The organism is Ensifer sp. ENS09 (assembly GCF_014852425.1).
Lineage (GTDB): Bacteria > Pseudomonadota > Alphaproteobacteria > Rhizobiales > Rhizobiaceae > Ensifer.
The window spans coordinates 557503-570742 of sequence record NZ_JACVBP010000003.1 but is presented as its reverse complement, the minus strand read 5'-3'; the positions used below and the strand labels follow the sequence as shown (position 1 = coordinate 570742).

Below are 13240 nucleotides of genomic sequence, written 5' to 3'. Positions count from 1 at the left end.
GTTCGCATGCCCCGCACGCTCAATCTCAATGTCGGCATCAACACCACCGGCTATCTGCCGGCCGCCTGGAAGTACCGTAGCGGCAACCGCCACGACATCTATGATCCCGACTACTACAGGCGCCTGACCGAATTGGCGCATCGCGGCCTTTTCGACGCGGTGTTCTTCTCCGACCATCCGGCATTGATGACCGACCCGAACAGCCGGCCCTTCCATACCATCGACCCGCTGATCCTCTGTACGGCGCTTGCGGCTCAGGTGCCTGACATCGGCTTTGTCGCAACGATGTCCTCCACCTACAATTCGCCCTATAATCTTGCCCGCCGCACCCAGTCGACAGACATCGTTTCCGGCGGGCGGCTGATCATCAACATCGTCTCGTCCTTCAACCCGAACGTAGCCGCCAATTTCGGCTCGGCACCTCTGCCTCCACGCAACGAGCGTTATGCGAGAGCTTCGGAATTCCTTGACGTCGCTAAAAAGCTTTGGGCGAGCTGGGATCCGGCCCGCGAAGGCCACGTCCCGGACGAGCGTTTCTGGGATGCAGAGAGCGCGCATGCCATCGACCACGAGGGTGATCATTTCACAGTTAAGGGACCGTTGAATGTTCCCCGCGGGCCCCAAGGTCATCCGGTCATTGCGCAGGCCGGCGCGTCAGAGGGAGGCATCGAGCTCGCCGCCCGCCATGGCGAGATCATCTATTGCAACATCCTCTCTCGTCCGGCCGGCCAGGCCTTCGGCAAAAAGGTCAGGGATCGGGCTGCGGCCCTTGGTCGCGACCCGAAGGGCATCCGGATTGTGCCCGGCGTGGTGGTGATCCTCGGGGAGACGAAAGAAGAAGCGCTGCGCAAACACGAACTCTTCAGCGGCGCGGGTTCAGAAGACGGTCTGATAGCGCGGTTCCTCAAGGAGAACGGCATCGATCCGGATGGCTTCGATCCGGACGCGGTGCTGGACGCCGGCCACTTCACCCCGGATCCCAACCGCCTACAGGCGGTCGGAATGGGATTGGGGCTATCCGACCTACTGACGCATGAAAGACTGACAGCGCGACAGGCAGTGCGCCGCTCCGAGGGCCATCACCGCCTGCTGCTCGGCACGGCAGAAGAGGTGGCTGACGCCCTTATCGATTTGTGGGACGACGGAACCGTCGACGGTTACACGTTGCAGCCGCCTCGCGCGCCCGATGATATCGTGGAATTTGTCGCAAAAGTCGTGCCGATCCTTCAAGACCGCGGTGTCTACCGCAGGCGTTATGAAGAGACGACCATAAGGGGGCGCTACGGTCTGCCCTTTCCGGCAGTTTGAAATATCCAGTATCTCCAACTGACGTCAATGAGCACGCGGCCCCTCTTCGTTTGTAGTTTCAGATCTGGCCCACCAGCGGCAGCTCGCGCTCGGGTCTGGCCGAACCTTCCAGTCGATACATAGCCTTTATCAACCAAATCAGCAGTCGCTGTCTTTGGTTGATAAAGGCCTGATACATTATGCGATCTCCGACGCACAGAACGGGAACAAACGGGAACGTTGCCGCAAGTTCGTCTCAACAAAAGACGCGTTCTGTTGGCCGTGGCTAGAGAACCTGCGGCCATCTTTGGTGAGGGTGCATGACGGTGAGAATCTCGACGTCCCCACTTACGCGGTAGGGTATGATATAGGGGATGTCGACTAGCACAAGCTCGCGCGTGCTCTTGATGCGACCAGGCCGCCCAGGGCTGGGTAGTCCGCCAAAGCATCCACGGCAGTAACAATCCGTGCCACGACGCGGGTCGCCGCATCCGGATTCTCTTTTTCGATATACGCGCCGATCTCATCAAGCCGCCGCAACGCCCTAAGCGTCCAGCGAATACGTTTTCCGCTCATGATTGACGAGCAGACCTGACGTACTTCCCGACGACGTTCGCCACATCTTCATCGCTGGCGAACTCACCCCGCTCGGCCTCGGCCAGCCCGGCTTCAATCTCGGCAAGCTGCCATTCCTGCTGTTCAACAAAAGCTTCGATGGCTTCCGCAGCCATATAGGAGCGTGACCGATCCAACTTCTCAGCGATCTGATCCAGCTTGCTTGCGGTTTCATCTTTTACACGCACGGTAAACGCGGCGGTCATGGGTCCAACTTTCACTGGTTCACCTTGATTTTGAGTGAACCACAATGATGCATCAAGGTTAAGACCTCCGACGCATCCACCACGAGCACTGGCAGGGTGGCGCGCTGGTGGCGACGGAGATCGATTTGTTCAAATTGCGATGGTGGGGCGTCCATGAGTTCCTACTGGCCCTCCATGCTGCCGGTTTCGCGGAGGTGATCGTATCTGGCAATTACCAACACGGACGTCCACCGCAGAAGGACGACGCCATCATCAGCTTCGAAGCGGTTCGGCATGCCGACCGCGCATGTGTAAAATAGCCATACGCTCAAATCGGAAAGGGACATCGCAATCGAACACTTCAGTCGGTGAGCCCTCAAGCCTGGATCGTTCGCCACACCACCTGAACCGCGACCGATAGCAAGAAGGCCGCCGGTGCGAGGGCCCTTACAACTCGCGCAATCTTCTTGCTCATATCGACTCCACTTTCTCAGAAGTTGATGGAGTGGATGTGCCCCTCCCGCCTCTGTCGCGATACGGCAGACTGGCAATGCTGGTAATGTCACGGTTAGGAGTATTGACATGGACGACGCCACCATCATCGCTATCGATTTGGCGAAGCGCGTCTTCCATGCCAGTGGCGCTCGCGCCGACGGCGGTGTCGCGTTCACGAATAGCTTGACGCGCGATCAGCTTCTTGCGTTTCCCTCCGCCCAAAAGAACGACACCGCCGATGCGGAAGCTATTGCTGAGGCGGCATCTCAGCCCACCATGCGCTTGGTTTCCGTCAAAACCGAGGATCAGCGTACCTCCATGAAGGCCAGCGGCTGCATTATGCCGGAAAATGTTCTGAACCGCCCCAAGTTTCTGGACCAGCGGAGGGCAGAGTTTTCCGGCCTATCTCAGGGAAGCGGGCTGGCGACGCTTCCCGGATTCATCAGTGATGATCGGTACCTTGTTGCCGATCGCACCATGGGGCCGAAGCAGAGCGTCATCCGCCAGCCGTTGGCGCCAATATTGTAAAATAGGGCAGTGAAAGGAAGACTTTGGCCACAATCGCATTGGCCAAGTCCACGTCCTCCGCCGCATAGAAAATCCTCCGGGCGCATGCCGCAGCCGGATCGGACGCAAGCTTTTCCACTTCGCTGTGGGTGGTGACATAGATGTCGAGATCAGGCCTCACGCCTCTCAATACACTAGCGAGCTTAAACGCGGAGGCGTCTGGCAGCATTAGAGCTATGCTGCCGTCCAGGATGCGTCGCAGGGCCGGCGCGTCATGCTTCGATCTGAACGGCGCGCCCTCTGCGACGATGACAGCGAGAATTTTCGGATTGACTATGGCTGCGCAGAAAGCGTCCTCGAAGCTGCCGACGATGACCGGCTCGTAGATAAATGAATCCTCGACACGTCGAAGACGACGAATCTCCGCACAGATGCCTCGTCAGCGTTGACAGTTCGGCGCATGTACTATCATGAAGCTTCAACGCCGGAACTATGATGGCTCGCAGAAAGACGCCACGCTCTTCCGCCTGCGATATCGTCGACAGAACCCCGTCCCGGAAGGTCATTGCGCAGACCTTCCCGCGACGCACGACCAATCCAAACTGCTTCAGCAGCCCAGTGATGCTGTTCTGCAAGCCGATCTTCTGGCCGACCAGGTATTGCCGCATCGTCAATAGCATCCGTGCTTCCTGACTGCTTCTGCTGCGCACTTCGACACGTCGTAGGAAGCGCCCCCCGAGCCGGATGATCTGCGCCAGACCGCGCGCGTCATTCCGGTCGGCTTTGTTCCGTTGGGTTTTGAGTAGCTGCGCCGCCTGATACGCCTCAAGGCACACCATCGGTAAGCCCATCGCGGCCAAGTCTGTGTAAAGCCAAAAGCTCATGGCACCAGCTTCAAGGCCGGCACGGCGGACCAAGACGATATCGATGCGCTTTGCGATCCACTGGTAAATATCAGAGGGCGATGTGAGCGCTGTTCCTTCAGCAATCATTGCCCCGTCGTCATCGAGGATGCAAATCGCTGTCCGTCGCTGGGACACGTCTAAGCCGATGAAGTAGGCCATTGTCTCCTCCTGATGTTGCTACGAGCTGAACGACAGAAGAATACCAATTCCGAGTTCCGCCGAGGCAGTCGCGGCTACACCATGGGGGAACCGCCTGCACGCATCGAAGCGCAGGCGAAATGGAGGAAGGTGGGCGGAAGCCTGTTTGGGGAAGAGAAGGGGCCAAGCCCCTCAGCGCCCCGACAGGGTCGTTCAAACAGAGATCAAGCGTATCGGAGCTTTCAGCATAGCGCCGCGCCAAGCGCGGGAAAGCGGGAATTCGCGTCACGCGAAGGGCGGAGAAAGGGCCGCCGCAGGAGCTTCAACATAGTGGCCCGAACGGGAAGCGGGACCGACTGCCCCCGCCCGAACGTTCCGCTTGAGGAGCGGTCTTAAGGCCTCGTCGCGGACTTTGTTACAAATCCCACCGTGAAACCGAACAGTCTTCCGATTTTTTCCAATGTTTCCAAAGTCGGGTTCGCCGTACCTGCTTCGATTTCGGCGACTTGCCTACGGGTTAGTCCCAGGGTGCTGGCGAACTCCTGTTGTGAAAGGCCTATACTCTTGCGCATATCAAGCACAGCTTCTGGTATTCGTAACGACCCGTGCCGGGCGCGCTCAGCAAGGTCCTGGCGCATCGTCAGAATCTGCTCCTTTGTCGGCTTTCTCCAGCGCGCCATGGCTCAGGCTCCTGAAGAACCGGCGAAAGACGCTTCCACGCCGTCGGCGATCTCACCGCACCGCATCATGGCGCGATCGACAATCAGATCCGTCGCGCCCAAGTCCTTCGCGTATTGGGGTATCTGCCTCAGGCGATCGGCAAGCGACTGCAATTGGTTGGCGATGCTCGCCTGGCCATCCGGTTCGGGCCAAGCATCGGCGCAGATCCGGCTCCAGTCCGGAAAGTGGTCTCGGCCGGCATCGCGCATCGATGCCCATCGCGTGGATCGCAAAATGCCCTCCCTTGCCAACCGCATGGGGGCGAAGTCAAAAAGTGGGGAAAGCCGGATCGTGCCGTCAGGATATTTGCTGAGTGCGGAGTTACGGCCGTGATTGTCAGGATTGCCGAGCGCCAGGTTGACGATGTCGCGTTTCAGATACTCGGCAACGTCTGCAACTGGATCGGCCGAGTACGCCTTGAGAATGTCGATATAAGCGTCATGCGTGCCGATATGGCCGAAGTCCGCAACACCGGCAGCCGAAACAAGGCTCTCCTGGCCGAGCCGGACCGTATCTCCGTTCCAACCCTTCTCTCGGTCGAACCTCGGAATGATCAGCACGCCGTCAGCATAAAGGGACGGCTCCTTGACGTTCAAACCGAGTTCCAGCGCCAATCGGGAATAGAGGGCCTCGCCCTTAAGTATCGTACGATCAACAGGCTCGTTGCTGCGAACGAGCTTGACGATGACGTGCCGAACGGCCTCTTCGTCATTCACGATGCTGTCGGCGTAGTAGAGACCGTCCGACGCCTGGGTCATCGACACTTTCGGCCATTCACCCTGCAGGCCGCTTGAGCCGGAGGCAAGCATTGCAAAGCGGTCCGCAACCTCCATGAAGCGATCGGAACGCTCAAGAATATCCCTTTCGGTTACGCCTTGGCGCTGCAGTCCGCGCAGCCGCTGCACCTCCGCCTCGGCCGCCTCCTTTATGCGTATGTTGCCTATTCCGCCAGTCGCTGCCCTCAGGAGCAGCGAATAGTCCGATGAGCGAGCCGCTTCGTTGAGACCAAGATGTTCAGCAAGTTTCCGTCTCGCATGCCCCTGTGGCATAAGGTCAAGAAGAAAGGGCGGCCAGCGATTGCTGTGCCGGTTTTCAAGGTCGACGGGAAAGCGAACAGAAAGCGCACGATGATCGCAGACGGCACTTCCGACCGCGAAATCCCGGGCTGCTGTAGCAATAAAGTAGTCAAGGTCGTAGTCGACGAGGGAGCTGCCCTGGTAGCCGGCCTCATCGTCCTCAAGGGCAACAGTCGCGGCTTCGTGCCATTTGCCTTGAAAGTGGATTTCAAGCGTCAATCTCATGAAACGACCCCTTTGAGGATCATTTAACGGCAATAATCAAAATTATCAACCCATTACACGGGTCAATAAAGCGTTTTGCGGCATAAGCTTTATTATGGAACTTTTCGATGTGCGCGTGCAAAGGTCTGAGCGTACCAGGAACATCTATGCGTTACGACGAAACAATCCAGATCAGTCGTCATAGAAAAAATCAAGCTCCCAGCGCCGCGGGACGAGGAGCTTTGTGACAGGAGAAAGTTCTGCAAACGTTCCCGCTGATGGGCCTTTGGAACAAGGCACGCGCTCCATTGTTTGGCAGATGGAATAATGGGAGACGCTATTACGTCTTAGCCAAAGAAGGGCCAATGCGAGCGAAGGCTTTCCAATGCAAAGTCGTTTCCTGCACGCTGCTGTTTTCGTTTTCCTAATTGCTCCTCTTACGACGGGGTGTGCGGGGATCTCTAACCAGCAGCCTCGATTGTTGGTCATCGCCGTTGGAGTTCTTCATAGGAGCGAAAGGGAACGCGCCAAGCCCTGGCGGTGTCGTCCCAATAGGCCCAAGGCACCTGACGAAGCTCGCCGATGATCGTTCGCGAATAGGGTGTTCGCAAACAGAGATCGTTGCCCACTTCGAGATACGGACTAAAGATCGGATCGAACGCGAAGGCGTCTCTCCCCTTCTCGTTAGCAAACGGATCATGTGCCGACAATTGGCGATCCATCCATAGGGCAAACCGACGTTCGGCTCTTTTGCCCGGGACAAACCATTTGCCCCGGTCGTCACTCCATCGTGCCCGGGGAAACTCCTGCCGAAAGTCTTCAAGCGCTTGTCGGTCGTATGCAAACGAAACGTATGCGCCGGACCGCTCAGCCGATCCGTGCGACATCTCGCGCCGCCCTCCTCGCGTAACAAAGGAACATGTCTGAGGGATAACGAAGGATGTTGGCCGGCCGTTCCCTGCGGCCCGGCTGTTTCCGCAGTTCCCACCCGACCGGAGAGGCGTCCTAGCCGCATTGGCCCTGGCGCGTGGGCACCGGCTCGGATGGCGGCATCTGCCCCAGAAACATCGCCGTTCCGTTGGGAACTTCCGTGGCCCTACGCAGTTTTTCGTCGAAGTCTTAAGTCGTCACACAGGTCGCACCATGGACCGCTTCTTCGCAAGGTTCGCCACGGCTACCGCCCATGCAGCCGGAAGCCCTTTTGCCTTCATTCTATGCGTTGTCGCAGTTGTTGCCTGGGGGCTTTCAGGTCCCCTTTTCGGCTTTTCCGAAACCTGGCAACTGGTGATCAATACAGGCACGACCATTGTCACATTTCTCATGGTGTTCCTCATCCAGAACACACAAAATCGAGACGGGGCGGCACTCCAGGCAAAACTCGACGAGATCATTCTGTTCACCGACGCCGAGAACGAATTCGTTGGCATTGAGAAATTGACCGACAAGGAGCTGGAGGCACTCCATGCTCGGTGCGAGACGGCCGCCCAACGCTCCCAGGCTATGCTCCAAACCACGCACAAGGAAAGAAACGCCCGAAAGAACCGCTCGCAGTAGAGGTCGACCGTCGGCTGGGGGTTCACCGTCAACCCGATGAGAGCCTGGCCTCGCGGGGCAAGTCCAATCGTTGGAACATCCGGGCGCCCCGAGGGTTCAAAGCCTAATGCTCCACCTCTCATTCTCACGAGGAACAAAGATATGGCCAAAAACGCCAAGCAAACACCGGACAAGCGCGCAACAATTCACGATCAGAAGCTTGAGCGCGGGAGCGGCGGGGAACTCCATCAGCTCGCTGATGGCGATGTAGATGTTTTGACGACGGCGCAAGGCGGCCCCGTATCCGACGATCAAAACACCCTGAAAATCGGCGCCCGCGGCCCAACGCTTATGGAGGACTTTCACTTCCGTGAGAAAATCTTCCATTTCGATCATGAGCGCATCCCGGAACGCGTAGTGCATGCGCGTGGCTACGGCGCCCACGGATACTTCGAAACCTATGACTCCCTTTCCGCCTACACCCGTGCCGACATCTTTCAAAGGGCAGGCGAAAAGACGCCCGTCTTCGTGCGGTTTTCAACCGTGGCCGGCTCGAAGGGATCTTTCGACCTTGCGCGCGACGTGCGCGGCTTTGCCGTCAAGTTCTACACCAAAGAAGGCAACTGGGACCTCGTTGGCAACAACATTCCCGTCTTCTTCATCCAGGACGCGATCAAGTTTCCCGACATCATCCACGCCGTAAAGCCGGAGCCTGACAGGGCTTTCCCCCAGGCGCAGTCGGCGCACGACAATTTCTGGGACTTCATCTCTCTCACGCCGGAATCGATGCACATGATCATGTGGGTGATGTCGGACCGGGCCATCCCCCGCTCCTTCCGCTTCATGGAAGGCTTTGGCGTGCATACGTTCCGGCTCGTCAACGCGAAAGGTGAATCAACCTTCGTCAAGTTCATCTGGAAGCCGAAGCTCGGGCTGCAGTCGGTTGTGTGGAACGAAGCGGTCAAGATCAACGGCGCCGACCCGGATTTTCACAGACGCGATCTCTGGAACGCGATCCAAACCGGCAACTTTCCCGAATGGGAACTGCAACTGCAGCTTTTCGACCAGGATTTCGCTGACAGCTTCGACTTCGATATCCTCGATCCGACAAAGCTAATCCCTGAAGAGATTGTAAAGCCGCTTCCCGTCGGACGGCTTGTCCTTGACCGCATGCCCGACAATTTCTTCGCAGAAACCGAACAGGTCGCATTCATGACCCAAAACGTGCCGCCCGGCATCGACTTCTCCAACGACCCGCTGCTCCAGGGTCGGAATTTCTCCTACCTGGACACACAGTTGAAGCGTCTCGGGAGCCCGAACTTCACGCACCTTCCGGTCAACGCCCCCAAATGTCCTTTCCATCACTTCCAGCAGGACGGGCAAATGGCGATGCGCAATCCGGTCGGGCGCGCCAACTACCAGCCGAACTCCTGGGGTGAAGGCCCGCGAGAAAGCCCGCAGAAGGGGTTCCCGACCTTTGCGGCCGAAGAGCACGGTGAAAAGGCTCGGCTGCGCGCCGAGAGCTTTGCTGATCACTACAGCCAGGCGCGCCAGTTTTTCATCAGCCAGACCGCAACCGAGCAGCGCCATATCGCCATGGCCCTGACGTTCGAGCTGGCGAAATGCGAGAACCCCGTTATCCGCGAGCGCATGGTTTCCCACCTTCTCAATGTCGACGAGACCCTTGCCACCACCGTTGCCGACAAGCTCGGGATCCGGACACTTCCCAAATCCGCAGATGCCGCGATACCGCCCCGCGACGACCTCCCCGCCTCGCCCGCCCTCAGCATCGTCGAGAATGGGCCGGATAGCTTTGCCGGGCGAAAGCTTGGCGTATTGGTGACGGCCGGGGCGGATACCGGGCTGCTGAAGACGCTGCAGTCGGCCATTGAAAAGGAAGGCGCCGAGATGGACGTCGTGGCACCGAAAGTCGGCGGCGTAGAAGCCGCAGATGGCAGCTGGATCGTGGCCAAGCACATGGTCGACGGAGGCCCCTCGGTCCTTTTCGATGCCGTCGCACTGGTCCTGTCGAAAGAAGGAGCCGAACGCCTCGCTGAGGAAGCTGCAGCCCGTGATTTCGTCGCGGATGCCTTTGCGCATTGCAAGTTCATCGGCTTTTCAGCGGAGGCGCTTCCGCTTCTCGCGCGAGCCGGCATTGAACCCGACTTGGATGAGGGACTGATTGCGCTCGACGCAGAAAAATCGGTCACTGCCTTCATAAAGAGCTGTCGGAGGCTGCGCCTGTGGAGTCGGGAAACGTCTGTCAAATCCTAGTGTTGGACCCGGGCGTTGCCGCTTGTGTGCCTGAACGCCGGCCGCGAGACATCGAGCCTCATCCAACGCCCGTACGGCGGATCCTGTTCTGCAGTCGGTCCAGTATCTGGCATATCAGCAACGCGTACAAGACCATCAGCTCGGTCTTGGCTCTCATTTTTCGAAGGCGGTTGCGATCCTCAATGTGGAGGGCCCGCGACCGCTCGAATGTCGCGAACAACGCTCGGGCAAATCGGTCGTCGCAAGCGGCTTTTTCGAGCACGTCGACAATTTTCCTTTGAAACATCACATGTCGCGTAGCCTCCTGAACGTGTCGTTCGGCCATGGCCAGGCTGCGTTCGATAAGACCGAGCTCGGCCACCCCATGGTCGAGCATGGACAATCGCCTCACGGCGCGGCGCGGTTTTGCGCGCAACATCGTCAAGGTCCGCCGGCCATCGAGCCGACGACGACCATAACCAGCGCATCCACGTCTATTGCCCCTCTGACATCGACACCGTCGCCTCGCCGCTTTACGCGGAGAGCTTGTCGGGCGCCTTCGCGGCTTGCCGCTCCAGTTCTCCGATGACAGCGGCGATTGCTTTCGCCTCCAACGGCTGGCCAATCAGATTGCCGGTACCCATTTCCAGAATACTCCTTCCTTGCGTTCGCGGTAGTGCTTGAACTCGCATTCAAACGTCCTGCCATAGGCGCCTGCGGCCGCAATGGCGACCGTAGCGGGCGGGCTCATGCCTTTTCCCGGCGCAAACCAGTCTTCAAGCAGATCATCCGGGACGTAGGCGCCGATCCTGAGCGGCAGCAGTCTCAGCACCTCGTCCATTTCCTTGGGTGGTGCCATCTTCGGTTCCTCCTGGCTGTTTTGTTCTTGACAAAGCGCCCGGCGGCAGCGTCAGAGCCTTGCCAGTCGCGACGGGGACGATGAAAAGACCCCGACGGGGGTTGGCGTCATGCCGGCCTCGATGCAAGCTCCGACGAACGCTTCCCGCGCGACGGAAGCCGGTGCGCGACCGTTCAACGCTTCCCTGCAACTGTCCACTGCCGCCTTGTAAGTCTGACCGTTGCGTACGGGCCATTCGTTTTCGAGAAAATCCAGCGCATCGAAAACGGTAGAAAACAGACGCTCGGCGCCGGACTGCAATCGCACGGATAACGGTACGCCCCAAGGCAGCTCCCGACCGTACATGGGTGTTCCTCCCTTTGACCGCGCATGTGCGCTGCTCAGCGGCGTTGCAGATGGCGAAGAATGTAGGCGACCGCCAGCGCGGCGCTGGTGGCAAGCAGGAACGTTTTCAGCGGACCACCCCCCTCCCCTCGCCGCAGATCGATCTCCTCGTGTGGCGCGTCGACGACTTCGGTTTGCGGCCGGTCGAGGCCCGAGGCAATTTGGATATGCCAGCGGCCGTCCGGATCCTGAAACTCGATGTGCTCGTCAACGCCCGGGATCCTGTGGTTGGCCGCAGCGATCCGCGCTGCAGCAAGCGCATCGGTTTGCGACGGAAACGTCTCGGAAAAGGCTCCCTCGACCTTGTAGGCCCACCCGTCATCATGCTCGACAACCTCATATTGCACTTTGGGCATGCGACCCTCCGTTCTGCGCCTACGCGGCGCGGCTAGTCGGCGAGCGCCTTGGCCATCTCCAGATGATGCTGCAGGGCGGGCAGCGTCTGGGCCGCCCATGCCTTCAGTGCGGCGTTCTCACCGTTTTCGGCGTAGCGTCCAAAGATATCCACGGCGTCTTCATGCGCTTCGATCTGGTCGTCGCGATATTGTTTTTTGAACTCCGCCCCTTGCAGGGCCTTCAATTCGTCGAGTGCCTCGTTCTGGTCGTCGGACATCGCGGCCGCCGGCGAAACCTTGACTTTGCCGCTGTCGACAAGCTGCTTCAATTCACCGGTCGTCTTTTGATGATCCTGGACCATCTGCTGAGCAAATGCCTTCGTGCCCGCGTCGGTGCGCTCGACGGCAAGTTTGCTTGTTTCGATTTCAAAGATATCGCTCATAGAGACTTCCTTGACGAAATCGTCCGTCTTCGGAGCGGCTCCCACCAGACTGTTTATTCCAGATTTCTCCGCCGCTGACTGGGCAAACGCGGACGTGGCGGCAAGGAGGGCCGCCGCCATAAGCGTGATCGTTTTCATTGGTCTTCTCCTCGTTCGATGCCCGAACAATGAAGCCTCGAACTTGTTCCCAGGGGCCGAACGTCTGTCGTCGACACTCTCAAGATTTCCTTGACGGCACGATCGCGAACGCTGCCAGCCCACTCCCCCGATAACGATCATCGAAACCTATGGAACCTTTTTCAGAGCCGCTCATTTGAACCTTCCTGCAGTGACGAACTCCGGAGTCGCCGGCACTTCTGATTGCGGCAACCATCGTTATCGGATGCGCGGGTTCCGCGGCTGCACAGGCCGACATGGTCTGTGACCTAGGCGGTATGACGAAACTGGAGACCGACGCAAACTCGATTACGGACGCGACAAAAATAGGAGATGGCTGCAAAGGAAATGGCGATGGCCAAGGAAGCAATGGCTGCCAATGATGCGCAGAAATGCAAGACCCACATGGAAAATGCGATGAAAGGCAAGGACGCCATGTGATCGGCCCAATTTGACTTTCGAGCGTCGCGTTCTACGTTCGACGGGCGCGCGCCGCTCCCCTACCGCTTAGAAAGCGCGCCCAACCATTCTTCGACGGTTGCAAGTTCGAGCTGCACCGAAAAGCGGTTACCGAGGAGTTCGAGTGAAGCGTCGTGCGTTTGGTCGAGCCCGCTGTAAACGCCGTCTTTCAGCAGCACCACCCCGTAGCCCAAATCAATGGCGCCCAGCACCGCTGACATGACACAAACATCAGTTTCGCCGCCCGTCACAACAATCGTCTCTACACCTTCATAATTCAGCGTTCGCTCAAGGCGACCGCTGAGCCATGGCGAATAGGTGCGTTTATCCAAAATGCGCGCAGGCGGCACCAGCCGCTGGAGGGGACGAATAAGTTTGATAAGGTCCGGGTCTATCTGTCTTGCCGTCATCATCGGCCATTTTTCGTAGTAGTCGCGCCACATACCCGGCATCTCCTCGGGAGCATCGGGGGGAACGAAACGCGTAAAAATCGTGCGCTCGGGAAAGCGCGTTGCGACCTCGATCACCTGATCGGCAATTTTGGGCATCCATCTTGCCTGCCATGGCGTCTCGTCTTCGAACATGCGCTGCATATCGATGCAGAGGTGAATCCATTTCTTCGATCTCATTCCGGTTGCCCAACAGAGAATTGACTTCCCAACTGCGCGCGGGAACCGACGGTTCCA

At 58.5% G+C, this 13240-nt stretch carries 14 protein-coding genes and 2 pseudogenes; 5 read left to right on the top strand and 11 right to left on the bottom strand.

From position 1 onward, the window contains the following. Window positions 1-6: 6 nt before the first annotated feature. On the top strand, window positions 7-1308 hold the full coding sequence (locus IB267_RS17775) for an NtaA/DmoA family FMN-dependent monooxygenase (RefSeq protein WP_192448787.1): 1302 nt from the start codon (window positions 7-9) through the stop codon (window positions 1306-1308). A gap of 265 nt (window positions 1309-1573) precedes the next feature. Here IB267_RS17775 and IB267_RS17770 read toward each other — a convergent pair. Together IB267_RS17770 and IB267_RS17765 are read right to left on the bottom strand one after the other, a co-directional pair. Next, window positions 1574-1863 (bottom strand): annotated as a pseudogene (locus IB267_RS17770) (type II toxin-antitoxin system RelE/ParE family toxin). Beyond that, the gene (locus IB267_RS17765) at window positions 1860-2108 is read right to left on the bottom strand and encodes a CopG family ribbon-helix-helix protein (protein ID WP_065785458.1); all 249 of its coding nucleotides are present in this window, start codon (window positions 2106-2108) and stop codon (window positions 1860-1862) included. Before IB267_RS17765 ends, IB267_RS17770 begins: the two are co-directional and overlap by 4 nt. 561 nt (window positions 2109-2669) lie before the next feature. On the opposite strand from IB267_RS17765, the gene IB267_RS33965 reads away from it, so the two are divergent. After that, window positions 2670-3110, top strand: coding sequence for a hypothetical protein (locus IB267_RS33965; RefSeq protein ID WP_371742558.1), 441 nt, complete (start codon window positions 2670-2672; stop codon window positions 3108-3110). Window positions 3111-3361: 251 nt separating this feature from the next. Here IB267_RS33965 and IB267_RS17755 read toward each other — a convergent pair whose 3' ends face one another. The 3 genes from IB267_RS17755 to IB267_RS17745 all read right to left on the bottom strand — a co-directional run bounded on the left by IB267_RS17755 (window position 3362) and on the right by IB267_RS17745 (window position 6153). Continuing rightward, entirely contained in the window at window positions 3362-4153 is a 792-nt protein-coding gene (locus tag IB267_RS17755) for a transposase (protein ID WP_192448786.1), read from the bottom strand. Window positions 4154-4524: 371 nt separating this feature from the next. Further along, window positions 4525-4812, bottom strand: a complete 288-nt coding sequence (locus tag IB267_RS17750) for a helix-turn-helix domain-containing protein (RefSeq protein WP_192448785.1) — start codon at window positions 4810-4812, stop codon at window positions 4525-4527. Between the two features lie 3 nt (window positions 4813-4815). Continuing rightward, window positions 4816-6153: a type II toxin-antitoxin system HipA family toxin gene (locus IB267_RS17745; protein ID WP_192448784.1), complete on the bottom strand. Its 1338-nt coding sequence runs from the start codon at window positions 6151-6153 to the stop codon at window positions 4816-4818. A gap of 1122 nt (window positions 6154-7275) precedes the next feature. On the opposite strand from IB267_RS17745, the gene IB267_RS17740 reads away from it, so the two are divergent. Together IB267_RS17740 and IB267_RS17735 are read left to right on the top strand one after the other, a co-directional pair. Next, entirely contained in the window at window positions 7276-7686 is a 411-nt protein-coding gene (locus tag IB267_RS17740; RefSeq protein ID WP_192448783.1) for a low affinity iron permease family protein, read from the top strand. 141 nt (window positions 7687-7827) lie between these two features. Further along, on the top strand, window positions 7828-9939 hold the full coding sequence (locus IB267_RS17735; protein WP_192448782.1) for a catalase: 2112 nt from the start codon (window positions 7828-7830) through the stop codon (window positions 9937-9939). Window positions 9940-9997: 58 nt separating this feature from the next. Here IB267_RS17735 and IB267_RS17730 read toward each other — a convergent pair whose 3' ends face one another. From IB267_RS17730 to IB267_RS17710, 5 genes are all read right to left on the bottom strand, one after another. Then, window positions 9998-10315: a hypothetical protein gene (locus IB267_RS17730; RefSeq protein ID WP_192448781.1), complete on the bottom strand. Its 318-nt coding sequence runs from the start codon at window positions 10313-10315 to the stop codon at window positions 9998-10000. Window positions 10316-10543: 228 nt separating this feature from the next. Continuing rightward, window positions 10544-10777, bottom strand: a complete 234-nt coding sequence (locus tag IB267_RS17725; RefSeq protein ID WP_192448780.1) for a hypothetical protein — start codon at window positions 10775-10777, stop codon at window positions 10544-10546. A 51-nt stretch (window positions 10778-10828) separates the two neighbouring features. After that, window positions 10829-11122: a DUF982 domain-containing protein gene (locus IB267_RS17720; RefSeq protein ID WP_192448779.1), complete on the bottom strand. Its 294-nt coding sequence runs from the start codon at window positions 11120-11122 to the stop codon at window positions 10829-10831. Window positions 11123-11157: 35 nt separating this feature from the next. After that, window positions 11158-11517, bottom strand: a complete 360-nt coding sequence (locus tag IB267_RS17715; RefSeq protein ID WP_192448778.1) for a DUF2188 domain-containing protein — start codon at window positions 11515-11517, stop codon at window positions 11158-11160. 32 nt (window positions 11518-11549) lie between these two features. Next, window positions 11550-12077: a DUF4142 domain-containing protein gene (locus IB267_RS17710; RefSeq protein ID WP_192448777.1), complete on the bottom strand. Its 528-nt coding sequence runs from the start codon at window positions 12075-12077 to the stop codon at window positions 11550-11552. Window positions 12078-12295: 218 nt separating this feature from the next. Between IB267_RS17710 and IB267_RS33960 the strand changes: the two are divergent. Then, window positions 12296-12536: pseudogene (locus IB267_RS33960) on the top strand (hypothetical protein). A 59-nt stretch (window positions 12537-12595) separates the two neighbouring features. On the opposite strand, the gene IB267_RS17700 reads toward IB267_RS33960, so the two are convergent. Next, window positions 12596-13183, bottom strand: a complete 588-nt coding sequence (locus tag IB267_RS17700) for a cysteine hydrolase family protein (RefSeq protein ID WP_192448776.1) — start codon at window positions 13181-13183, stop codon at window positions 12596-12598. Window positions 13184-13240: the final 57 nt, after the last annotated feature.